This is a genomic window from Eubacterium ramulus ATCC 29099, assembly GCF_000469345.1.
GTDB lineage: Bacteria > Bacillota > Clostridia > Lachnospirales > Lachnospiraceae > Eubacterium_I > Eubacterium_I ramulus.
The window spans coordinates 39,076-61,483 of sequence record NZ_KI271193.1; the positions used below are offsets into that span (position 1 = coordinate 39,076).

The 22,408-nt window shown below is 45.0% G+C and carries 19 protein-coding genes, 1 tRNA gene and 1 pseudogene; 1 reads left to right on the forward strand and 20 read right to left on the reverse strand.

Annotated features, from left to right (window positions below; all coding sequences use genetic code 11):
- The 20 genes and pseudogenes from HMPREF0373_RS15680 to HMPREF0373_RS15770 form a co-directional block, all read right to left on the reverse strand.
- Positions 1-1,982: pseudogene (locus HMPREF0373_RS15680) on the reverse strand (hypothetical protein); the annotation flags it as partial.
- Between the two features lie 342 nt (positions 1,983-2,324).
- A complete protein-coding gene (locus HMPREF0373_RS15685) occupies positions 2,325-3,182 on the reverse strand; it encodes a 4Fe-4S binding protein (protein ID WP_021740795.1) in 858 nt (285 codons plus the stop codon).
- Positions 3,183-3,620: an FMN-binding protein gene (locus HMPREF0373_RS15690; RefSeq protein WP_021740796.1), complete on the reverse strand. Its 438-nt coding sequence runs from the start codon at positions 3,618-3,620 to the stop codon at positions 3,183-3,185.
- Entirely contained in the window at positions 3,617-5,389 is a 1,773-nt protein-coding gene (locus HMPREF0373_RS15695) for an FMN-binding protein (RefSeq protein WP_049946854.1), read from the reverse strand. The genes HMPREF0373_RS15690 and HMPREF0373_RS15695 overlap by 4 nt, the downstream gene beginning before the upstream one ends.
- A gap of 315 nt (positions 5,390-5,704) precedes the next feature.
- Positions 5,705-6,229 carry a Gx transporter family protein gene (locus tag HMPREF0373_RS15700; RefSeq protein WP_021740798.1) on the reverse strand — a complete coding sequence of 175 codons (525 nt, stop codon included), beginning with the start codon at positions 6,227-6,229 and terminating at the stop codon, positions 5,705-5,707.
- Between the two features lie 20 nt (positions 6,230-6,249).
- Positions 6,250-7,365 (reverse strand): FAD:protein FMN transferase, encoded by a 1,116-nt coding sequence (locus HMPREF0373_RS15705; protein WP_021740799.1) that lies wholly within the window; start codon positions 7,363-7,365, stop codon positions 6,250-6,252.
- Positions 7,366-7,564: 199 nt separating this feature from the next.
- Positions 7,565-8,278 carry a SigB/SigF/SigG family RNA polymerase sigma factor gene (locus HMPREF0373_RS15710; RefSeq protein WP_021740800.1) on the reverse strand — a complete coding sequence of 238 codons (714 nt, stop codon included), beginning with the start codon at positions 8,276-8,278 and terminating at the stop codon, positions 7,565-7,567.
- Positions 8,279-8,284: 6 nt separating this feature from the next.
- The gene (spoIIAB, locus tag HMPREF0373_RS15715; protein ID WP_021740801.1) at positions 8,285-8,749 is read right to left on the reverse strand and encodes an anti-sigma F factor; all 465 of its coding nucleotides are present in this window, start codon (positions 8,747-8,749) and stop codon (positions 8,285-8,287) included.
- Positions 8,750-8,754: 5 nt separating this feature from the next.
- Complete coding sequence (locus tag HMPREF0373_RS15720) at positions 8,755-9,060, reverse strand: STAS domain-containing protein (RefSeq protein WP_021740802.1); 306 nt, start codon at positions 9,058-9,060, stop codon at positions 8,755-8,757.
- Positions 9,061-9,213: 153 nt separating this feature from the next.
- Positions 9,214-10,701: a zinc ribbon domain-containing protein gene (locus tag HMPREF0373_RS15725; RefSeq protein ID WP_049946855.1), complete on the reverse strand. Its 1,488-nt coding sequence runs from the start codon at positions 10,699-10,701 to the stop codon at positions 9,214-9,216.
- A 10-nt stretch (positions 10,702-10,711) separates the two neighbouring features.
- A complete protein-coding gene (locus HMPREF0373_RS17120; protein ID WP_021740804.1) occupies positions 10,712-10,849 on the reverse strand; it encodes a hypothetical protein in 138 nt (45 codons plus the stop codon).
- Positions 10,842-12,242, reverse strand: a complete 1,401-nt coding sequence (locus tag HMPREF0373_RS15730; RefSeq protein ID WP_167618736.1) for a bifunctional folylpolyglutamate synthase/dihydrofolate synthase — start codon at positions 12,240-12,242, stop codon at positions 10,842-10,844. The genes HMPREF0373_RS17120 and HMPREF0373_RS15730 overlap by 8 nt, the downstream gene beginning before the upstream one ends.
- Before the next feature lie 13 nt (positions 12,243-12,255).
- Entirely contained in the window at positions 12,256-14,901 is a 2,646-nt protein-coding gene (locus HMPREF0373_RS15735) for a valine--tRNA ligase (RefSeq protein ID WP_021740806.1), read from the reverse strand.
- Positions 14,902-15,407: 506 nt separating this feature from the next.
- Positions 15,408-16,058: a response regulator gene (locus tag HMPREF0373_RS15740; protein WP_021740808.1), complete on the reverse strand. Its 651-nt coding sequence runs from the start codon at positions 16,056-16,058 to the stop codon at positions 15,408-15,410.
- A gap of 263 nt (positions 16,059-16,321) precedes the next feature.
- Positions 16,322-16,822 (reverse strand): COG2426 family protein, encoded by a 501-nt coding sequence (locus tag HMPREF0373_RS15745; protein WP_021740809.1) that lies wholly within the window; start codon positions 16,820-16,822, stop codon positions 16,322-16,324.
- A gap of 74 nt (positions 16,823-16,896) precedes the next feature.
- Positions 16,897-17,967: a histidinol-phosphate transaminase gene (gene hisC / locus HMPREF0373_RS15750; protein WP_044965041.1), complete on the reverse strand. Its 1,071-nt coding sequence runs from the start codon at positions 17,965-17,967 to the stop codon at positions 16,897-16,899.
- 97 nt (positions 17,968-18,064) lie between these two features.
- Positions 18,065-19,108 carry a sulfate/molybdate ABC transporter ATP-binding protein gene (locus HMPREF0373_RS15755; RefSeq protein ID WP_021740811.1) on the reverse strand — a complete coding sequence of 348 codons (1,044 nt, stop codon included), beginning with the start codon at positions 19,106-19,108 and terminating at the stop codon, positions 18,065-18,067.
- An 89-nt stretch (positions 19,109-19,197) separates the two neighbouring features.
- A complete protein-coding gene (gene modB / locus HMPREF0373_RS15760; protein WP_021740812.1) occupies positions 19,198-19,902 on the reverse strand; it encodes a molybdate ABC transporter permease subunit in 705 nt (234 codons plus the stop codon).
- Between the two features lie 208 nt (positions 19,903-20,110).
- Complete coding sequence (modA, locus tag HMPREF0373_RS15765; RefSeq protein WP_044965044.1) at positions 20,111-21,040, reverse strand: molybdate ABC transporter substrate-binding protein; 930 nt, start codon at positions 21,038-21,040, stop codon at positions 20,111-20,113.
- Between the two features lie 169 nt (positions 21,041-21,209).
- Positions 21,210-22,091 (reverse strand): helix-turn-helix transcriptional regulator, encoded by an 882-nt coding sequence (locus HMPREF0373_RS15770; protein WP_021740814.1) that lies wholly within the window; start codon positions 22,089-22,091, stop codon positions 21,210-21,212.
- A gap of 218 nt (positions 22,092-22,309) precedes the next feature.
- Here HMPREF0373_RS15770 and HMPREF0373_RS15775 point away from each other — a divergent pair.
- Positions 22,310-22,383: transfer RNA gene (locus HMPREF0373_RS15775), tRNA-Pro, on the forward strand.
- The last annotated feature ends 25 nt before the right edge of the window (positions 22,384-22,408 follow it).

Genomic DNA, 22,408 nt, shown 5'->3' on the forward strand with positions numbered 1-22,408 from the left:
AGTCCTGTATAGTCAAAGTCTACTTTTCCGTTCGTTACTTTGAACCAGCCATATTCATTTGCCGCAAGTCCGCTGATCTCGGTTGCAATCTGACCATCTTTATAGTAATACCAGTTTCCATCCTCTGCCGGTGCAAGTCCATCCGGAATAATAACCGGAGTCTCTGCATCCTGTGCCACTGCTTTTGTAACAATGTCCTGATAATTATCACTGACAATTGTGATCGTATATTCGGTTCCAATGGTCGGTGCTTTCTCCAGTGTAAAATTCAGTGCTTCCAGCGTTCCTTCTGCAAATACGGCAGAACCTCTTCCCTGACGATAGCTGATGGTATAAGTCGGATTCTCCAGATCTGCCAGTGTTTTTCCATCTAATGTTACAGATACATCCGTTCCTTTAATGGCTGCTGTCGCAGATATGCTCTCATAAGTAGCTTTTACTTTTGAAATCAGCTCCTCGATCAGCTCTGCTGCCTCCGCTGAAGAAGCAGTTTTATTTGCGATCATTTCCTCAGCTTCACCGACATGCTCTTTCAGATCAGCATTGCTGTCATATCCGTTTGCTGCTTTTGCTTTATCCACCCATTTCTGAAGCTCTGTGATCTGCTCTTTAATGACCGGTGTGGACATGGTTCTTGTGATATCCGGATAGTTGGAACTGCTGATGGTCAGTGTATAAGTCGTTCCGGCTGTCGGTGCTGTCTTCAATGCAACCTTTCCATCTTTGATCTCTGCATTCTCTGCCAGTCCGCCGGATACGGAAATTCTTACGTTTTCCAGATCAGATGGAACACCGCTGATACTCAGTTCTGTAGAATCATCTTCAATGCCATACTGCAGACTGCTGAGATCTCCCTCATAGTATTTTGTCAGTTCCAGACCATTCTCTCCGCAAGGCACTTCGATAATACCGAGGTCTGTGAGCAATGTTACACTCTTTAATGTCTTTCCGTTCATATCACTGAACTGATAAAATGCATCCCCTTTTCCGTGTGCCCGTTTCAATCCCTGACCTTCTTTGATGGACCATGCGATTTCAACATTTGGTGTCTTTGTTCCAACCCAGGTATTCTCCAAGCAGGTCATACCATAGGATTTACCCTCCGTTGTATTCAGGATTGCACCGTACAGGGTATACGGAACGGTCTCATCCTCACCCACTTTCAAATTATTGCTTGTCCCAACACCTTCCAGTGTGATCTGATAATCACCATATCCGCCATTAAGATCCAGATCTGTAACAGACAGATATTTATTCGTTACGGCCGCTTCCTGCAACTTGCTAAAACTATATGTACCATCCGTATTTACAGTCAGTGTGCTGTATGCTGCCGGTGTGCTGTCCAGATCTGTCATGTAATAATTGTCATTCTCTGTCAGATTTTTTGCTTTTAATGTTTCATAAGTGCCTTCCGGAACTGCCACTGCCATAGTCACACCCATAATGAATTTGCCATTGTTATAAGTGCCCTTTGCCAGTCCTGTTGTTCCTTTGAATTTATTGGTTGTAGCTGTGGAAACCGCATCCAGACTTTCTTCCACCTGCCATACTGCTTTATCGGTCAGGTCATATGCAGCGTACAGATCTGTATACGGCACATTCATGGTCACATATCTGACCTCTTCATCCTGATCCCCGTCTGCTTCCGGAGCTTCTGCAATCGCCTCTGTAATAGCTTTTTTGAAATAAGAGCAGTTTCCATCGTCATATCCATTTCCAGGTGTTACAGTCACAGACTCAAATTTTCCGTCCTTTACTTCAAAACCAACGCTGATGGAATAGCTCTGCCATTCTCCAACTTCATCATTTTCCGCTACCACAGGATCAGAAGCATCTACATAGGCCTCTTTCGTGTATGTTCCATCCTTCACGGCATTCGCTCCTGTTGCCGCAAATGCACTCACCGGCATAGTTCCGGCTGTCATAGCTACTACCATGGCTCCTGCAAGCATTTTTGTCAGAAATTCCCGTCTCTTTTTCATTGTAATTCTCCTTTCCCATAAGCCATTGCCTAACTTCTTTCATTCCTGTACCTGTCACATCCAGAAACCGTTTTTTCCGTCAGACAAAAAAAGAGACTTCACCTGTATATGCGTCCTGTGCCGCATGCGGGAGAAGTCTCTACCAAGTCCACAGACAGTTTTATCTCCGTCTGAAAACTCAGACTTGACAGCAACTGACCTGTGAATTTCAATGTTCAATTTTGATGGCATTTTTGTTAGTGTTTCCTAACGACGGTTACTTTAACATTACAACACCCCATTTGTCAACCGCTTTTTTTCCATTTTCTTTTAACTGAAACTTTTTCTCAACTTTCATTCCCCTTAAAGCCCGATAAATTTGAACAGCACCAGCAGCACTACTGCCCGCAGCACGGTAAACCAGATTTCATTTCCTTTCAGACTGCGGATACCGGTATGTATATTCCCTTTCGGACAGGTATCGATACACTTCTGACACTGGAAGCAGTCCCCGGAAAGTTCCGGAGCCGTATCCGGTGCCAGTTCAATATCAGATGGGCATTTCATGGTACATGCACGACAGCCTCTGATACACTCGGAACGGTCTCTGCGCAGGGTAAACAGCGGCAGTACCGGAAGCATGGAAAATACCGCTCCCATCGGGCACAGCACACGGCAGAAAAAGCGTTCCTGAAATGCCATACCAACCAGGATCAGCACCAAAAGTACCAGCCCTACGATATAGCCGCCCAGTTTGAAATTACCGGCATGCAGCATGGAAAATACATCCCATGGGCTCATGCCCTGTGTCTTGCTGTACACACCGGTATAACAGCTTACTACCAGAAGCACCAGCACGATATATTTCACTGCCTGCAGATATTTTACCACCGATGCTTTCATCGTCACCGGTTTCTTTTTCCGTTTCTTGCAGATAAACACATAAAATGCGCGCACTGCATCCCCGAGACTTCCGAAGGCACAGGCAAACCCGCAGAAAAATCTGCCGAATACAACCGTAAACAGGCAGAGAGCGATCAGTGTAACCACAAAGGACGTCAGCTCCAGGTGGCTCTTTGCCCCCATCTGGGTAAAAATGTATTTTACACCGTTAAAAGTGGCTGTATAGGCAGACGGAATAAACAGAAAATACAGTAACTGTATCACTGCCCGCACCCACACATGCACTTTCTTCAGCGTCTTTTTATCCATCTGTTTCATTTATCTGGCACCGCCTTTCGCAAGGGCCTGTACCGTTGCATTTTTGATTCCGGTGGAGCTGAAGGTCGCACCGCTGATGGTATCCACATCCGCGCTCTGTGCATCCAGGATCTCCGAAATAATATCGGTTGCCATCGTCAGATAGGCACTGTCTTCTTTTTCTGCGGACAGGATATCCACAGAGGCGATCCTGCCATCTGTAATGGTCACTTCCACTGTGATATCACCGCCAAAACCGGTGGCTGTGCCCTGATAGATTCCGTCTGTATAGGAACCGCCTGTCTCCCCGGCCTCTGCTGCAATTTCCGCATTTTTACGGTCTGCCTCGGCTTTGGCCGCGGCATCCGTCTGTTCATGAGCCAGTGTCACTTTACTATATCCGATTAATGCTGCCACAATGACGCATACATTGATCATCCGTATCCAAAATTTTTTCATTCTGCACTATCCTCTCTGTCTTCGTTCCAGGCCGACTCAGTCTCTGCCAGGAATTTTTCCCTTGCCTGACGCAATGCTTCACGGCAGGCTTCTTTGATGGATTTTGACGTACAGGTCGCACGGGAAACGGTATCCAGCTCTGTCAGGTTCTGATCCACCTGTGCACCCGCATTTTCTCCACTCATATCTGTCACTGCCATACCGATAATACGGGATACCATACCGGTCATGCCGGAAGTACCGTTCACTGCACGTTTGATGTAAGAATTGTTTCCGCTGTCTCCGTCTCCGGTCACATTATTGATTTCTGCCACCCGGTCGTTTTTGATCACAACGCTTGCGGACAGATGATACGGTTCAAAGTCCTCATCCTCATCCGGCTCACACAGAACCGTTACCGGATAGGTTCCATCTGCATAGTATACGGATTTTTTATCTGTATCAGATCCATCGTTTCCGTTATTGGTATTTCCATTATTATCATTGCCATTGTTTCCGCTATCACCTGCATTTCCATGATCCGGGGTCACCGGCTGGGATGGATTTGCAGCTGATTTTGCAGCATCCAGTGCCGCCTGGATCGCATGGAGGATACCTCTGGAACTGTATGTCGCTCCTGACACGGTATCTACCCCTGTTGTCTGCTGATTAACCACACGGTTTGCCACTACTTTTGCACGGTCAAAATATGCCGCATCATCCTCATTGGACAGAATCTCCACGGACTGAATGGTCTGATTTTGGATCACAACCGCTACGGTAATGTCACCCAGATATCCTTCGGCTGTTCCATAATAAGTGCCATCCGGATACGGGAAATTGCCGCTGACCATCGGAACTGCCGGGACATCCTCTGCTTTCTGCTCCGGCAATTCAGGCACGATCAGATCCTGCTGTCCGCCCTCACCCGGATTCACGGCAGCCTGTGCCAGTGCATTTCGTACCGCATTGATAATTCCCACGGAACTGTAGGTCGCTCCGGACACCGTGTCTACATTGGTACTCTGGGAAGCCACGATCTTTCCGGTAATGGAAGATGCTTTACTGATATAACTGCTTCCGTCGGAAGTCTCCACAATCTCAACAGACGCAATTTTCCCATCTGTGATCACGACTTTGACCTTGATCGGTCCCGCAAATCCGGTGGCGCTTCCGTAATACACACCGTCTTTGTATGAACCTGCGTCCATGGATGCTGCCAGCGTGGTGGATCCCTGTCCCTGACCCGGATTTTCTGCGGTCTTTCCGCTGTCCTTTTCACCGGTCAGCGCATTTTTGACCGCACTGATGATACCTCTCGAACTGTAAGTCGCTCCGGAGACTACATCCACATCCAGATTCTGTGACTGGATGATCCGGTCAATCACCCCTTTGGCACGGTTGAAAAATGCCGCGTCATCTGCTTCTACATTTAAAATTGTAATCGCTACGATTTTTTTATCTTTGATTTCAACAGCTACTGTGATCTTTCCTGCAAATCCGGTACCTGTTCCTTCATAAATACCATCCGGCAGATCAAATACCTGACCTTCCAGATTCATCTCCTCTGCGGTAGTATCTTCCACCGTATCGGACTCCGTGGCTTTTGGCGCTGCTTTCTGTACGGCATATACCTTTGGTGTATACGCTGCCACGGATGCTCCTGCGCAGGCAACTACCAGAATGGCAGATAATGCCGGAGCCATTGAAGCAAGCTTTACGGATTTTTTTTCTTTCTGCCGGTCATTGTTTTTCACATCTGGCTCTGTCTTTTTATTTTCTTTCTTCATCATCGCTCTCCCGACCTTTCTAAAAAATATGCTGCCACACATTTTTTAATTTCCTCTCACAAAAAATGCCATCATAATATACATTAGGCTTTTCTAACGCACGTTATGATAGCATTACTTTTTTTCACAAGTCAAATATTTTTTTCTCATTTTCTCAATAAAACATCTTATTGAGAAATAATGTGCAATATCTTATCTTTATTCTCAACTGAGCGCATGAAATAAGCCTTGCTTCGTGAAAATCCATAAAAAAAATTTCACGCCTCGTTCTTTTTGTGATATTGCAGATTTTTCCACGAATGGCTGTTTTACCCTCTAATGGGCGCTGTCAGCTGCATAAGCCCGTCTGACTGCCGGCAGAATGACTCTGGATACGATGCCGATCAGCAGACCGGTAACAAATCCGGAGATCAGCAGCACCGGAACATAAAAGATCAGTTTCAGATTTTCCACCACAAGGATCGCCACGATCAGCTGCCCGATATTGTGGCAGATTCCGCCAAGTACGCTGACTGCCAGAATGGACAGTTTATCTGTTTTTTTCAGAATAAGCATCACTGCCAGGCTCAACAGACCGCCTGCCAGACTGTACATGATAGAAGCCAGATTTCCAAACATAAATCCACTCAAAAAAATACGCACAACAGAAACCAGAAATGCCTCTTTGCCGCCGATCAGATAAAGTGCCGCCACAATCACCAGGTTTGCCAGGCCAAGCTTCACACCCGGAATCCCGAAATTGATCGGAATCAGTGTTTCCACATAACTGAACACCAGTGCCAGCGCAATCATCATCGCCAGAAGTGCCACTGTTTTTGCAGATATCTTTTGTTTTTTCATACTTCCTTACCGCCCTATGTCTACTTTGTCTTGATTTCCTGAATATTTGCCGTATTGTTCATATTGATAAAATCATCCATGATGCCATCGGTAATATACAGTTTTCCGTCCTCATCCTCCATAATTGCGTCAAATCCGTCTTCTGCACAATGTTCCTCGCAGTATGCAATGGCATCCTCCGTGCCCAGTACAAACAGAGACGTGGACAGTCCATCCGCCAATGTACTGTCAGCACTGACAATGGTGACTGAAATCAATCCGTTATTGGCTGAATATCCGGTCTTCGGATCGATGATATGATGATATTTCACACCGGTTGCTTCATCTACAAAATAGCGCTCATAACCACCGGAAGTGATGATAGCTTTATCTCTGACACTGACGCCTCCCAGATAACCGTTCGTATCATTCGGATCCTGAATACCGACTTTCCATGCAGAACCATCTGGCTTGGAACCCAGCACATGCGCATTGCCCCCCAGATTGATCACGGCACTCTCAATACCATAACGTTTCATGACTTCCATAACTCTTCCGGATGTGTAGCCTTTGGCGATTCCACCCAGGTCAATTTCCATCCCTTCCGGAAGGGTAATGGATGATACACCGTTGTCCTCCGTCAGACTGATCCTGCCGGCATTCACCAGTGCAAGTTTTGCAGCCAGATCTTCCTTCGAAGGAACGGCAAAATCACCGGTAGTAAATCCCCAGAGCTGCATCACCGGATAAATACTGATATCAAAAGCACCCTGTGTACTCTGATAAATAGCGAGGGCACGTTTTACCAGATAGTCCGTATCCTCAGACAGTGTACCGCCCCCATTTTGATTGATCTGCGCCACTTCACTGTTCGCATCTCCAGTAGACAGCAGTGCATCCAGTCTCTGGATCTCCGCTATCCCGGCTTCCACCGCCTCTTTTGCATTCTCACCGTAAGCAGTCAATGTCATATAAGTATCCATGGCAAATACTTCACTGGTGTACTCCGCATTGCTGTTTTTTGTTGTTTTATGATCTGACGCCGCTTCACTCTGTACCGATCCTGTGTCCGCATCGGCCCGGTTTATACCGCAGCCTCCCAGCGGGAAACAGACCAGTGCACCGCACAGCAGCATCATCCAGATTTTTTTCTTCATCTGTGATTATCCTCCGTACTTTCAGATCTTTTATATTCTCCTTACCCACCGCTTAGTACTCTATGCACTTGATGCGGAGAGATGCTTATTCTGTGTTCGAATTAGCACAGGCTAACGTATATTCTATTACATCCACATTTGTTATGCAAGAACTTTTATTGAATATTTTTTATCATCAGCTGCATACTGTAACAAAATATTATGCTCTCTCGCGCAATTTCGCAAGCAGTTTTTTCTCCCTTCTGGAAATCTGTACCTGCGTGGTACCCATGATTTTTGCCACCTCGGACTGCGTTTTTTCCTCCACATAACGCAGATAGATCAGCTGTTGCTCTTTCGCTTCCAGTGTATCCAGCAGCTGTTCCAGAAACAGATGGTCGGTACGTTCTTCAATCTCGTTATGCCGGTCACAGATCTGTTCTCCCAATGTGATTTCTTTCCCCTGATTGCCCGGAATCGACCGGTGCAGAGAGTCCACTTCTGTATTTGCTGCCAACGACTGCACAATTTCTTCCTTCCGGATGCCTGTCTTTTCTGAGAGTTCTTCCAGTGTTGGCTCCCGCCCCACCGTATTCTGCCAGTCTGCTTCTGCCTTTCGAACTTTCCACGCAGTCTCCTTCAGAGAACGGCTGACTTTCAACATGCCATCATCCCGCAGATAACGGCGGATCTCACCGATGATGAGTGGTACGGCATAAGTGGAAAACTTCACTTCATATGCAGTATCGAACCGGTCAATGGCTTTCAGTAAGCCGATGCTTCCAATCTGAAACAGATCCTCCGGCTCATACCCCCGGTTGGAAAACCGACGCACAATGCTCCATACCAGTGGCATATTTTCCTGTACCAGCCTGTCTCTGGCTGCTTTATCTCCCTGGTGTGCCCGTTTAATTGTTTCCAACACCTGATCCATATGTAACTATCTGATCTCCTTTTTCATGACAACCCGTGTCCCTTTTCCCGGAGAAGATTCCACTTCCACAACATCCATAAAGGCTTCCATAAAAGAAAATCCCATGCCGGAACGTTCCAGATCCGGTCGTGTCGTAAACAATGGTTCCAGCGCCTGTTTGATGTCTCTGATTCCGCGTCCCTCGTCCGTAACCGCCACATACAACGTCCGTCCTGACAGGCTTGCCTCCAGCCAGATCGTGCCGCCTTTCAGATTGTAACCATGAATAATACAATTCGTCACTGCCTCAGACACAGCGGTTTTGATATCCGCCAGTTCATCGATGGTCGGATCCAGACAGCTGACAAATGCCGCCACTGCCGTGCGGGCAAATCCTTCATTTTCTGATTGTGCTGCAAACGCAATCTGCATCCAGTTTTCTCCCTGTTCCTGCGTTTCTGCCTGTGACTGTTTTTCTTTTTCCTGTATCATGCGCTTTATTCCTCCTCCATCAAGTGTTCCATGCCGGACATCGCAAATATTTTTTTCATCCGCTCATTTAAATGTACGGCATATACATGGCCACCGGACAGTTTCATGTTTTTATACCGCCCAAGAATGACACCGATACCGGAACTGTCCATCCAGTCAGTGCCGGAAAAGTCAAATATAATCGTTCTGATAAAATGTGTCTCCACCATAAGATCTGCTTCTTCCCGCAGTCTGGCAGATACGTGATGATCCAGCTCCTGCGGCAGAAAAATGCGCAGCGTGGTTCCTTTGATCTGATATTCACACTCCATGTTTTTGTCTCCTTTTTGGGTTTTATGTCTTCATATTTTTAGATACAAAAAAAGACAGTATCGGAAAGATATAAGTATACCGAATTTCGGCATATTTATTTTATCTTTCGTATACTGTCTTCTACTTTCTAAAAATGCCTGCGGCATAATTCATTACTCGTTATCAGTATTGTTATCCGAGTTGTCCGCAGTTGTATTATCTGCCGCAGATCCGTCGGGAGTTCCGCCTGCCTGTGTACCGGTACTGCCGCTTGCATCCGGTACGGTAATACCGCGGGATTGCATATCATCGATCATTTCCTTACAGGTATTGCGCACGCTGGAGGAATTTGTGTGATTTTTTGCGATCTGGAACCATTTCAATGCATTGCTCTCATCTTTCTGATAGTTATAGGCAAAGGCCAGATAGTAGGCCGCTTTTCCTTCCTGATAACCTTCGTCAGTCTGTACGATGGATTCAAATTTTGTAATAGCTTCACTGTAATTGTTCTTTTCATACAGATCCAGTGCTTCATTCATATCCGCTTCCAACATGGCACTTTTTACATCTGTCAGCATGTTATCATAAATCTGCTGTGCATTTTCACTGAGCAGATCACGGTTGACGTTTGCAAGGCTCTCGCCGGCTTTTACATTTTCTTTTGCCGCATAAGCCACGTAGGCGTTCAGCAGAGCTTCATAAGATGTGTTTTTCTCCCCGGCAGAACTTGTCTCTGTCTGTGCGTCCGCTACGGTCTGCTGCAGGCTGGAAATTTCGTCCTCAAGGCTCTTTATGCTCTGCTCTCTGGTTGCAATGGTTTCATTTGCTTTGACCAGCTGGGATGCCGCGTTTGTATTGGCATTTTTCCGGATACCGGGTACGATCAGAAAACACACTACTGCGATTCCGATGGCGGCACCCACCAGCAGATTGACCACTGTCAGAACAGCGGTATTATCGGTAAACTTCGCCGGACGGATGATCAGATCATTGCCGCTCTGATAACTTACCGTATCTTTTTCCTTTGTTTTAACTTTTCCATTGGCTTTCAGATGTTCATGGCATTCCTTTTTGTAACGCATGGTATTCGCATCACCGACATCTATTTTTTCTGCATTTTTTAATGCACGCAGTGCAAGATCATAGCGTTCTTCTTTCATGTATAACAGTGCCAGCAGCTGATGACCTTTCACCAGCTTTGGATTCAATGCCAGTACTTTTTTCAGCTGGATCAGTGCCAGATCCGTATTGCCGTCTTTGCAGTAAGTCAATGACTGGTTAAATTTTTTGATGGTCTGGTTCAGGTTGTCCAGACGGGCAGAACTTTTCTGGATATCTGCCAGATAAGCGGTTGCCGGATTATCCTCTCCCTGCAGACTTTTACTGATAACCCACTCGCTCAGTGCTTTCACGGATTCACCCATCTCAAAGTAAACCAGTCCCAGCAGGTTACGGGCATTGGTGTTCATTTTGTTATAGCGGAGGCTCATTTTCAGATATTCAACGGCTCCGCTCAGATCACGAACCTGTGCGCGCTCCAGTCCGTCATTGTAAAGTTTGTTGGAAATACTGGCAATCTTTTTCCAGATTTTCACATCTGCTTCACAGTTCGGACAGGTATCCATAGAATCCAGGTACGCACCACAATAATAACAATTCATCTGTGCCCTCCTATCTTCTGCTCTCTTTCAACATTTCCTGTAAAATATCCATCATATCTGTCAGATCACGATTGTAGATTGCATCTTCTGCATCTTCCACTTCCATACTTGGTTCAAATTTCTTTAATTCTTCCTCGAAATCAATCATCACAGTTCTCCTTCCACGCTTCCATCAATGCACCGATAAAATAGAGGGAACCCGTACAGAATAACTTCTGTCCCGGCTTCTTCTTATTTTTCATTACCCGGAGTGCTTCCCGATAATCAGCAAAACCGATGATCGGATGCTTTGCATCAGACCGACATCCTGTTTTCGGATTCACTGTTTTCTCAGAAATATCGTCCGATGTCTGCTCCATCGCCTGTTCTTTTAACTTGTATTCAAATAGTTTCTGCAATTTTTCAAAAGATATGCCACGCTCATTCGGAATCGTTGTTACTGCCATCTCATCCCATACAATATCGCTGGTCAGCATATCGATCGACGTACTGTAATCCTTTTCTTTTACCATGGAAAACAGTAGCAGCGGACGATAACTGTCCGCAGCAGTCAGTCGCTTCACTGCTTCGGTAAACATACCGATGCCGGAGGTGTTATGCGCCCCGTCAAAATAAATCTCCGGTGCGATCTCCTGCATCCTTCCCGGCCAGAACGCTGCTTTCATGCCTGAATGAAGCTGCTGTTCAAAAGAATCACCGGAAAATGCTGACGGATACTGCTGCTGCAGAATGCGCATGGCAAGAATCGCCAGTGCCGCATTTTCCACCTGATAATCTGCTGCTCCCGGAATCGTCCATCTTGTTTCCTTATCATACGCAGTCGAAAGCGAAAAATCAATAAAATTATTCTTAAATTCCAACATCCGGTACATTTTCTTCTCAAGGGCTGTGCAGGGACTGTGTAATTCCCGCGCACGGTCTGCAATAACTGCTGCTGCCTCAGATTCATTAGCATCAAAGACAACCGGTACACCCGTTTTGATAATTCCCGCTTTTTCCCCGGCAATCTGTGCAATGGTATCTCCCAGAATCTCCGTATGCTCCAGGCTGATAGACGTAATGATGCAAAGCACCGGATGTGCAACGCTGTTTGTGGCATCCAGTCTGCCGCCAAGTCCTGTCTCCAGTACGATATACTCCACTCCGGCCTCTTCAAAAATTACCATGCCCATGGCAAAAATAAACTCGAAAAATGTCGGATAGCCCAGACCTTTCCGTTCCAGTTCCTCTGCAGTCTTTTTTACCCGGGCATAGGCAGACAGAAACTGATCCTCACCGCATAAATCACCATTTAACTGAAAACGTTCCCGCACATCGATCAGATGCGGAGATGTGAACAGTCCTGCGGTTTTTCCCTCAGAAAGCAACATATGGTAAAGGAAGCAGCAGACGCTTCCTTTACCATTACTTCCTGCCACATGAATGACTTTGCAGCGATTACCAGGGTTGCCAAGCAGCTCCATGAAATGCTGTGTATGTGCAAGGCTGTGTTTTTTGGTAAACTTTGGAATTCCATACAAAAATTCCACCGCTTGTTTCATGTTTTCACTCATATTATTTTAACTGTGCCAGACGATTTTCCACGTCTTCCATCATCTGTTTATATTTTTCAAGTTTTGCTTTCTCCTCATCCACTTTTGCCTGAGGTGCTTTGCTTAAGAATTTCTCATTATTCAGCATACCGTTGGAACGAGCCAGCTCTTTTGCAAGTTTTGCTTTCTCTTTCTCCAGTCGTTCCCGTTCTTTTGCCATATCTACCAGCTCCTCTAACGGAATGTATACAACAGCATTCGGGATAACAACGGATACAGCATCCTCCGGAATTCCTGCTTTATCTGCCTGTACGTCGATCTCACTTGCAGAAATCAGCTGACTGTAAATATCTTTGTGGGAAGCAAACAGCTCACACAGGTCTGCATCCGGAGATACAATGAAGTATTTTGCTTTGCGGCTTGGTGGAACATTCATCTCGGAACGGATATTACGGATACCCTTAACCAGTACTTTGATGGTTTCCACATCTGCCTCTTCTTTTGCAAAATTCCACTCTTCGGTGTATTCCGGCCACGGAGCCAGCATAATGGTCTCTTCTTCCGGACAAAGCGTACAGAAGATTTCCTCTGTGATAAACGGCATATATGGATGCAACATCTTTAATGCATTAGCCAGTACTGTTTTCAGAACCCACAGTGCCGCATTGGCAGCTTTTGGATCTTCTTCTTTCTTGTACAGACGCACTTTTGCGATCTCAATATACCAGTCACAGAACTCTTCCCAGATGAAATCATAGACTTTCTGAACTGCAATTCCCAGCTCGTATTTATCCATATTCTCTGTCACATCTTTTGCCAGTGTATTTACTTTCGATAAAATCCAGCGGTCAACCGGTAACAGATCTGCTGCTTCCGGTTTGGTCGGCTGCTCGTCACCCAGGTTCATCATAATGAATCGGGATGCATTCCATACTTTGTTTGCAAAGTTACGGCTGGACTCTACACGCTCCCAGTAGAAACGCATATCGTTTCCTGGCGCATTACCGGTGATCAGGGTCAGACGCAGGGCATCTGCACCATATTTATCAATAACCTCTAACGGATCGATACCGTTTCCAAGGGATTTACTCATCTTACGTCCCTGGGAATCACGAACCAGACCATGGATCAGTACCGTGTGGAACGGCTCTGTGCCGGTCTGCTCCAGAGCAGAGAATACCATACGGATAACCCAGAAGAAGATGATATCATATCCGGTGACAAGTACATCGGTCGGATAGAAATAATCCAGTTCTTCTGTCTTGTTCGGCCAGCCAAGTGTGGAGAATGGCCACAGGGCAGATGAGAACCAGGTATCCAGTGTATCCTCATCCTGTTTTAAATGACTGCAGCCGCATTTCGGGCATTTCTCCGGCATATCACGGGAAACAACCATCTCACCACATTCTTCACAGTAATAAGCCGGGATTCTGTGTCCCCACCAGAGCTGTCTGGAAATACACCAGTCGCGGATGCCTTCCAGCCAATGCATATAAGTCTTTCCAAAGCTTTCCGGAACAAATTTTAATCTGCCGGACTGTAATGCATCAATGGCCGGTTTTGCCATTTCTTCCATTTTTACAAACCACTGCGGTTTGATCATCGGCTCTACGGTTGTCTTACATCTGTCGTGGGTACCTACGTTATGAACATGTTCAACTACTTTTACAAGTAAACCAAGCTCATCTAATTTTGCAACGATGGCTTTTCTTGCTTCATAACGATCCATACCTTCGTAAATGCCACCATTTGCATTAATCGTTGCATCATCGTTTAAAATGTTGATTTCTGCCAGATTGTGGCGTTTTCCAACCTCGAAATCGTTCGGGTCATGTGCCGGTGTGATTTTTACACAGCCGGTTCCAAACTCTTTGTCTACATATGGATCCGCGATCACCGGGATTTCACGGTTTACAATAGGAAGCAGTAACTTCTTGCCGATAATATCTGTGTAGCGCTCATCATCCGGATTTACAGCCACGGCTGTATCACCCAGCATGGTTTCCGGACGGGTGGTTGCGATTTCTACAAATCTGCCTTCCTCACCGATGATCGGATATTTGATGTGCCAGAAATGACCTGTCTGCTCTACGTGCTCTACCTCTGCATCAGAAATAGAAGTCTTGCAGACCGGACACCAGTTGATGATACGGGATCCTTTGTAAATATATCCTTTGTCAAACAGGCGGATAAATACTTCTTTGACTGCCTCAGAACATCCCTCATCCATGGTAAAACGCTCTCTCTCCCAGTCAGCGGAAGATCCCATTTTCTTTAACTGTTTTACGATACGTCCACCGTATTCTTCTTTCCAGTCCCATGCATATTTCAGAAACTCGTCACGGGTTAAGTCTGCTTTATTGATTCCTTTTTCTTTCAGGCTGTTAATAACTTTAACTTCTGTCGCAATGGCTGCGTGGTCAGTACCCGGCTGCCATAATGCAGAATATCCCTGCATTCTCTTATAGCGGATCAGAATATCCTGCATGGTGTTGTCCAACGCATGTCCCATGTGAAGCTGGCCGGTGATATTTGGCGGCGGCATAACAATCGTAAATGGTTTTTTACTTCTGTCTACTTCTGCATGAAAATATTTATTGTCTTCCCATTTCTGGTAAAGACGGTCTTCAATCCCTTTTGGATCATAGGTCTTTGCTAATTCTTTCATTTTATCTCCTTTCAAGTGCTTTGTTTTATAAGGATTTCAACCGAATTTCCTGTAAAACAAAAAACCCCTCACATACATAATCGCATGTGAAGGGCGAATCTACGCGGTACCACCTTCATTTTATCCCATCAACTCCCTGTACAAAAACAGCTTGTACCTCTCTTTCTTTTCTGGAAATCAATGGAATCTCTATGATTGATTAACGGGAATCACCCGGGATCTCCTACCCACCATACAACAAACATATCATCTGTTCTCTCAGAGCAACAAAACGTAAATTCACAACGATTGCTGCTTTTGTCCTATACATATGCTGCATTGGCTTCAGATATCCGGTTCCAAAGCTACCTTCCGCAAACTGCCTGTCAGACGGTCTTTCAGTCCATGGACCCTCTTCCCTGTCACCGCATCTTTTGCGTACTCCTCTTTGTCATTACCTTTTATAACTATAAAATTTTCAAAGTCATTAAACATGATAAACAACATTTTTTGCCTTGTCAAGTTTTTTATAATTGCGAATACCCAAATCCGTTTACCATAGCTTCAATCGCAAATCCTTTTTTGCAATACGGACATTCATCTCGGCCAAACGCCTGATAGCCCGGCACATCATCCGCATTGAATACAGAATGCACTTCCATGCCGCCAACTTTCTTCACGGTACTGAAGATGGAAGAAATGCCATGAACAGTTCCGCCATAATACTGCACGCACTCCAGACTGCGCCGCACAGTCAGTCCCGTCGTTGTAGTTGCCAGCAGCAAAATCACATTTTTTCCTTTGATGGCAGGAATCGTATTGTCACGGAAAATCAGCTGATTGTTCGCATTATACTCCGGTGTGACCACATAAATCGTATCATGCAGGTTAGTGTTGCGAAAACCGCGTTTTTCAAACTCCTGTGCCAGATAAGCACCAACCACTTCCGTGCCGTCCATGCAGACGATCGTATCCACCACAGTAGAGTTCACATAATCTCCTGCCAGACTTTTTGCAACTTCCTGTGCCTCATTGGCACGGGTTTTCAGGCTCGTCATATCAATATAAAAGTTGATATGTGAGTGGCTTGTAGCAAAATGTCCCGGAATGGCATGCAACGCTACGTGATTGTTGTTTCTTGCATACAGTTTTACCATTCTTGCTTCCATTGTTTCCATCGTAAAGTCCCCCTCTTACGCTATATTATTATGTCTGTCGTTATCGGGCAGGCAAAACACTCTGCTTCTTCATCTCAGTCTGAGTTGAGACTCCCACTTCTGCAAGTGGTGAGTAATAACAAGTCTTTCTCAGTGGGAGTACAATCTCCGACTGAGATAAACGCTCCGCGAGGATGTGCAGTGATTCTGAGAAGAATATGTCAGCTTTCGCTGACCAGATTCACGCACCAAGTCTCACGTGCGTTCGACTTGAACATATTTCATTATCTGATGATATGTCCAAGTACACCATAAGAAATCAGTGTCATGATCACGGCTGCAAGACAGATTCCAAGCAAAATCGCCTTGAAAGCTTTCTTGATATCCATATCGATCAGCGATGCCACCAGTGCGCCGGTCCATGCACCGGTTCCCGGAAGCGGAATGCCAACAAATAAAACCAGTCCCCAGAATTCATATTTTTCAATCTGGTCACGCTTTTTCATTGCTTTGTTTTCCATCTTCTCAACCAGTGGCCGCAACAACTTTGTTTTCTTCATTGCTGTAAATATTTTTTTGATAAAAAATAAAATAAACGGAATCGGAAGAATATTTCCTACCGCGCTGATCAGGATTCCTTTCCACATCGTAACATCAAGTAACGATGATGCCAGAATACCTCCTCTCAGTTCCAGAATCGGAAACAGTGAAATAATAAACACAATTGCTTCCCTTGAAATATGTGCACCTAAGGTACTTGTAAACCAGGTTACCAGACTTTCCATATAATCCTCCTAAAATCATTTTTTCTCTCAGTCAGAGTTGAGATTCCCATGTTTGCATCCTATGCACAATGCACTTATAATCTGCCGGATTCCTTCAGATAATTCTCTACTTCCGACAGGAACTCGTCCATCTCAGCATCTGTTCCGATTGTGATACGCAGATAATTATGAATACGCGGTTTATTAAAATAGCGGACATAAATATCTTTTTCTTTTAATTTTTCAAATAATTCCTCTGCCGGACAGCTTTTGTGAGATGCAAAAATAAAATTGCTTCTGGAATCACGGAACGTAAATCCAAGTTCTGTCAACCGGAGTTTTACACGTTCCCTTGTCTGAATGATCTTATGTAAAGTTTCCTCAAAATATGCCTGATCTTCGATGGATGCCACACCGAGATCCAATGCCGTCTGATCCATTGTATAGGAATTAAAGGAATATTTTACATCATTCAGATATTTGATCAGTTCCGGTGATGCCATGGCATATCCAATGCGCATTCCCGCCATGGAACGTGATTTTGAAAATGTCTGCACTACGATCAGATTATCATATTTTTCAAGTAACGGCTGGGCTGTCCTGGCCCCAAAATCCACATATGCCTCATCAATGATCACAATAACATCCTGATTGTGCTGCAAAATATCCTCAATCATCTCCTGGGATGCTTCCACCCCGGTCGGTGCGTTCGGATTTGGAAAAATCACACCACCGTTTTCTTTATAATAATCCTCTTTTCGGATATTGAAATCATCATCCAGCGGCTGTGTCTCATACGGAATACGAAATTCCTCCGCCCAAACATCGTAAAAAGAATAGGTAATATCCGGAAACAGGATTGGTTTTTCACTATTAAAAAAGGTCATAAAACACATGGCGAGAACATCATCGGAACCAACACCGACAAATATCTGCTCCGGTTTTAAACCTTTCTGCTTTGCAATCGCATCCACCAGGCGGGTACAGGCCGGATCCGGATACAGTCTCAGACGGTCAGGATCCAGATTTTTTAAAGCTTCTGCCACGCCGGGAGCCGGTGGATATGGATTTTCATTTGTATTTAATTTAATCATACGCTCCTTATTTGGCTGTTCGCCAGGAACATACGGAACGACTTTGCGAATATTCTTTTCCCATGCTTTCATCATCACTTTTTACTTCCTTTTACAGTTTTATACACTGTATCACACTAAAGTGTTGCTTGTAAAGACTTTTTAAGGATATAAAGCCAAATGAAGTTTTTTATGCATGTAACAGCAGCAACGCATGTTCCGGTATTGTAATGCGTAATTGTTCATGCTGTGCAAACTGTTCTGCCTTTTCTTTATCCATCAGGATTCGCAATGACATCGTCTCTGTGCTGTATTTCAGTACCAGTTCTGACTCAAACTGCTGTTCCAGCAGACGATCGGTCTGCATGACAGAACTGTTCTTTGCTTCTGCCAGATCCGTAGACACGTCGATATAATGTGCGCGCACGCCCACAAATGTCGTATTTTCCGGAATTTCTTTTTCCAGTTTAAAGCAGATTCCCCAGTCCGGAACATCCAATTGATGCTCTGACAGCCGTTTTGCCGGTACGATATTGCGGCAGCCGGAAATACGGGCAGCTGCCCTGGTCACCGGATTTGCAAAAAACTCTTTCTTCTCCTGCACAGTCTCAATATGTCCCTTATCCAGCACGCAGATGCGATCACAGAGATGATACACCTCATCACGGCTGTGTGACACAAAAAGTACAGTTTTCCCAATCTCAGAAAGCAGATCCTGCAGTTCCTCTTCCACCTGCCATTTCAGAAAACTGTCCAATGCCGACAATGGTTCATCCAACAGCAGAATCTCCGGTTGTGATGCCATCATACGGGCCAGCGCCACACGCTGTTTCTGGCCCCCGGAAAGTTGCCGCGGAAGATGATGCTCCAGTCCTTCCAAACGGAAACGGCGGATATAATCCTGCACGATTTCCTTTTGCGGTTTTCTTCCCATGCCCACCATGATATTTTTCTCAACGGTCATATTAGGAAACAGGGCATAATCCTGAAACATATATCCAACCTTTCTTTTCTGCGGAATCAAATTGATTTTTTTCTCAGAATCGAATAATGTGCGACCATTTAATATAATTTTCCCCTCATCCGGGGTCTCAATTCCGGCAATGCATTTCAATGTCATACTTTTGCCACATCCGGAAGCACCAAGCAGAGCAAACATTTCCTCGCCTGCCGAAAACGCAACATCCAGACAAAAATTGCCGATTTTCTTTTTGATTGCTACTTCTATTGCCATAATATTCCTTTTCCCAGACACATATTGAGTAAAGCGGACATTCGCAATCCGCTTTTCTTCTATGTTTAAGTCGAACTCACGTGAGTACCCTACCAGCTCTGCGTATTCTTCATGTTTTTACCTGCCACCAGGTTCATTGCCACGATGATGCAGAAAGCAATTGCAAGAATGATGATAACCCACACACCTGCTGTCAGATAATCACCATCCTGAATAACCATGGCGATTTTCTGCGAAATCGTCGATGTCTTACCGGGGATATTACCTGCCAGCATAGAAGTCGCACCATACTCTCCAAGAGCCCGCGCAAAGGTCAGTATTGTTCCTGCGATGATACCGGGACCCGCATTCGGCACTGCAATCTTCCAGAAGATCTGCAGTTCAGACATTCCAAGCGTCCGGGCCGCATAGATCAGGTTTGCGTCCAGCTGTTCAAAGGACGCCCGCGCATTCCGGTACATCAGCGGGAAAGAGATCACCGTTGCCGCAATGATACATCCAAGCCAGGTCTGTACCACCTTAATGCCGAACTGCTCAAACAAAAACATACCGATCGGACGGCGCTTACTGAATAATAAAAGCAGAAAAAATCCGGCAACCGTCGGCGGCAGCACCATCGGCAATGTCAGGAAGCCATCCGCAATAGCTTTGACACGTTCTCCCGCATGTATCACTTTTCGTGCCGCAAATAATCCCAGAAAAAAGGAAATAACCGTTGCTATAATTCCTGTCTTAAAGGAAATGAACAACGGTGTCCAATCCAGATTCTTCACAATTTCCATAATTGTATCCATATACAAATTCTCCCAGTCCTTCCTTCTATCCCCATATAAAGTAAAGCGGAGATTCGCAATCCGCTTTCGCTACTTGCTCATGAACGCAGTCGCTTTGCGACCTGTCAGTGGGAGCTTTTCATCTGAACTTCTATGAATTTTGAAATTATACCGAAAAAATACTGATGGTAATCAATATCATTTCCAGGAAGTATCATAGTTTATCGGCTTAGTCTTCTACGTTTGTATCAAAATAGTAGCTGTCAAAAATAGCTTTTGCCGCATCAGATTTTACGAAGTTTACAAAATCCAGGGCTGCTTTCTGTTCTAACTCATCAGCCTCGTCATTCTTAACCTGAGCGATCGGATAAATAACATTACCTGTCAGATCATAGCTGATGACCTGAAGGATGTCCAGCTTATCTTCCAGTCCGTATGTATCAGAATAATATACTGTACCTACTTCGTTAGATCCTTCTGCCACCTGAGTCTTAACAGCACTTACGTTACCGCACTCGTTGATTTCAACTCCGTCCAGAGCCTGGGAGATCACATCTGTCGGTATTGTAGATACATCATCTACCGCATCCAGCATTCCGGCATTTACCATGGCCTGACGTGTGTATTTACCAACCGGAACACTTCCGTCTGCCATTGCAATGCTCTTCGCATCTTTCAGGTTCTTAAGACCTGTAACTGCTGTGCCGCTTCCTTTGTATGTGATTACTACAACCTGGTTGTTTACCACGTTATGACGGGTTCCGTCCACTACCAGCTGATCATCGTTCTGTAACGTATCCATCTGCTTCTGAGCCGCTGAGAAGAATACATCACAAGCTGCACCTTCCTCAATCTGTGCAAGCAATGTTCCTGAACTGTCATAACTCGGTATGATTGTTACGTTCGGCTGAGTCTCATTGTATTTTTTAATCACTTCGTTTAAAGCATTCTCCAGACTTGCTGCTGCAAATACCGTAATCTGTGTGCTTTCAAGCTCCTCTGAATCAGAATTCTCCTTAGCTGCCTCGGAGCTGTCGCTCTGCTCTGCTTTCGCAGATGTGTCATTTGCTGCTCCCTGATCTGTGTTCTGACTACCGCATGCTGTCATGGAAAGAACCATAGCACCTGCCAGCATTAAGCTTAGCACTTTCTTTTTCATTTCACTTTTCTCCTGTTTCTTTTCATTTTTGTCATGTTTTGTCATGTTTTATATGTTTTTGTTATACTATAATTCATTTTGTTTGTCAAGTATGTTGTTGGTATTTATTCGGTATACCATTGTATTTTCACAAGAACGTAATTTTCTATCAAATAAAAAACAGCCCTATCTAGTAGAGCTGTTTTCCCATATCACTGATATCATAGCCAGACATCATTTCTGCTTCTTTCTGAAATTCCCCTGATCCGATGATATTCAGGAGTTTTTGAAATTCTTTTCGTTTCAAATCCTTTTTCCGAAATACGATATCATAACTCTCCTGCTTCAATGGAAGAAATTGGATGCCTTCCATCTGCCGGGCTGATTTTTCGTTTCCGATCGCCACAGCTGCCGTTCCCCGCAGCACATTGGTCGCTGCGATCAGATGAGAAGATGCAATATCTTCATATCCGTGAATACGATCCGGATCAATATCCAGCTTTTTGCACATTTCATCAATAAAGATACGGATCCCACTTCCCTTTTCCCGGTTGATCATCCGCACATCCTCTCTGAGCAGATCCTCAAATTTCTGAATATTTTTCGGATTTCCTTCCTTTACATAAAATCCCTGCCAGCGTTTCAACAAATGAAACACTGCCACCTGTTCTCCCGGCAGCATCCGCTCTATATACGGCAGATTATAGGTATCTGTCGCCCCGTCCCACATATGGCAGGTAGCCACATAATTTTCATTCTGATACATCCGGTACAGACCGCTGTAACTTCCCATCGGAGAACGGTACACCTGCGTATGTCCGTCACTTTGGCTGTTATACAGAGCACAGAGCACATCTAACAGCTGATCCTGTCCGCAGATTACGATATTCTCCGGAGACTCCGTTTCCGGCATCACTCCCATATATTCATAGACATCCTTCCGTGCGATCCGGAACTGTTTTCCCATTTTCGTAGCTTTCAGATCCCCACGCTTTATCATCTCATAAACGGTATTCTTCTTTACCTGTAAAATTTCCGCCACTTCCAGCGGAGATAAAAACTGTTCATCCATGCGATTTCCTCCCCAGTACCTGTATCGTTATGATAATGCAAAAGACTTACCTGCTTTCCCATCTTTTTTCCGTTAAAACCACGTGTATATACCATATATACATCTCTTTATGTATACGCTAAGTATAACTTCTGAAAAAAAGCTTTGCAAGCATATCTTTTTTATGATAAAATAATCTTTACAGTTTGCTCACAAAGTTTTTACTGTGAAAATAATGTCGGGGTGTGGCTTAGTCTGGTAAAGCGCTCGTCTGGGGGGCGAGAGATCGCAAGTTCAAATCTTGTCACTCCGATACTCAAAAAAATGCGGCATGTTCC

Coding starts and splice junctions, on each gene's coding strand:
- HMPREF0373_RS15730 (WP_167618736.1), bottom strand. CDS start 12,242: ATGAAACAAGCGGTGGAATTTTTGTATGGAATTCCAAAGTTTACCAAA.
- HMPREF0373_RS17120 (WP_021740804.1), bottom strand. CDS start 10,849: ATGATTGATTTCGAGGAAGAATTAAAGAAATTTGAACCAAGTATGGAA.
- HMPREF0373_RS15725 (WP_049946855.1), bottom strand. CDS start 10,701: ATGAATTGTTATTATTGTGGTGCGTACCTGGATTCTATGGATACCTGT.
- HMPREF0373_RS15705 (WP_021740799.1), bottom strand. CDS start 7,365: ATGAAGAAAAAAATCTGGATGATGCTGCTGTGCGGTGCACTGGTCTGT.
- HMPREF0373_RS15755 (WP_021740811.1), bottom strand. CDS start 19,108: ATGGCAATAGAAGTAGCAATCAAAAAGAAAATCGGCAATTTTTGTCTG.
- modB (WP_021740812.1), bottom strand. CDS start 19,902: ATGGATACAATTATGGAAATTGTGAAGAATCTGGATTGGACACCGTTG.
- HMPREF0373_RS15710 (WP_021740800.1), bottom strand. CDS start 8,278: ATGGATCAGGTGTTGGAAACAATTAAACGGGCACACCAGGGAGATAAA.
- HMPREF0373_RS15735 (WP_021740806.1), bottom strand. CDS start 14,901: ATGAAAGAATTAGCAAAGACCTATGATCCAAAAGGGATTGAAGACCGT.
- spoIIAB (WP_021740801.1), bottom strand. CDS start 8,749: ATGATACAGGAAAAAGAAAAACAGTCACAGGCAGAAACGCAGGAACAG.
- HMPREF0373_RS15690 (WP_021740796.1), bottom strand. CDS start 3,620: ATGAAAAAATTTTGGATACGGATGATCAATGTATGCGTCATTGTGGCA.
- HMPREF0373_RS15770 (WP_021740814.1), bottom strand. CDS start 22,091: ATGGATGAACAGTTTTTATCTCCGCTGGAAGTGGCGGAAATTTTACAG.
- modA (WP_044965044.1), bottom strand. CDS start 21,040: ATGAAAAAGAAAGTGCTAAGCTTAATGCTGGCAGGTGCTATGGTTCTT.
- HMPREF0373_RS15685 (WP_021740795.1), bottom strand. CDS start 3,182: ATGAAACAGATGGATAAAAAGACGCTGAAGAAAGTGCATGTGTGGGTG.
- hisC (WP_044965041.1), bottom strand. CDS start 17,967: ATGAAAGCATGGGAAAAGAATATTCGCAAAGTCGTTCCGTATGTTCCT.
- HMPREF0373_RS15695 (WP_049946854.1), bottom strand. CDS start 5,389: ATGAAGAAAGAAAATAAAAAGACAGAGCCAGATGTGAAAAACAATGAC.
- HMPREF0373_RS15745 (WP_021740809.1), bottom strand. CDS start 16,822: ATGGAAAGTCTGGTAACCTGGTTTACAAGTACCTTAGGTGCACATATT.
- HMPREF0373_RS15700 (WP_021740798.1), bottom strand. CDS start 6,229: ATGAAAAAACAAAAGATATCTGCAAAAACAGTGGCACTTCTGGCGATG.
- HMPREF0373_RS15740 (WP_021740808.1), bottom strand. CDS start 16,058: ATGGAAACAATGGAAGCAAGAATGGTAAAACTGTATGCAAGAAACAAC.
- HMPREF0373_RS15720 (WP_021740802.1), bottom strand. CDS start 9,060: ATGGAGTGTGAATATCAGATCAAAGGAACCACGCTGCGCATTTTTCTG.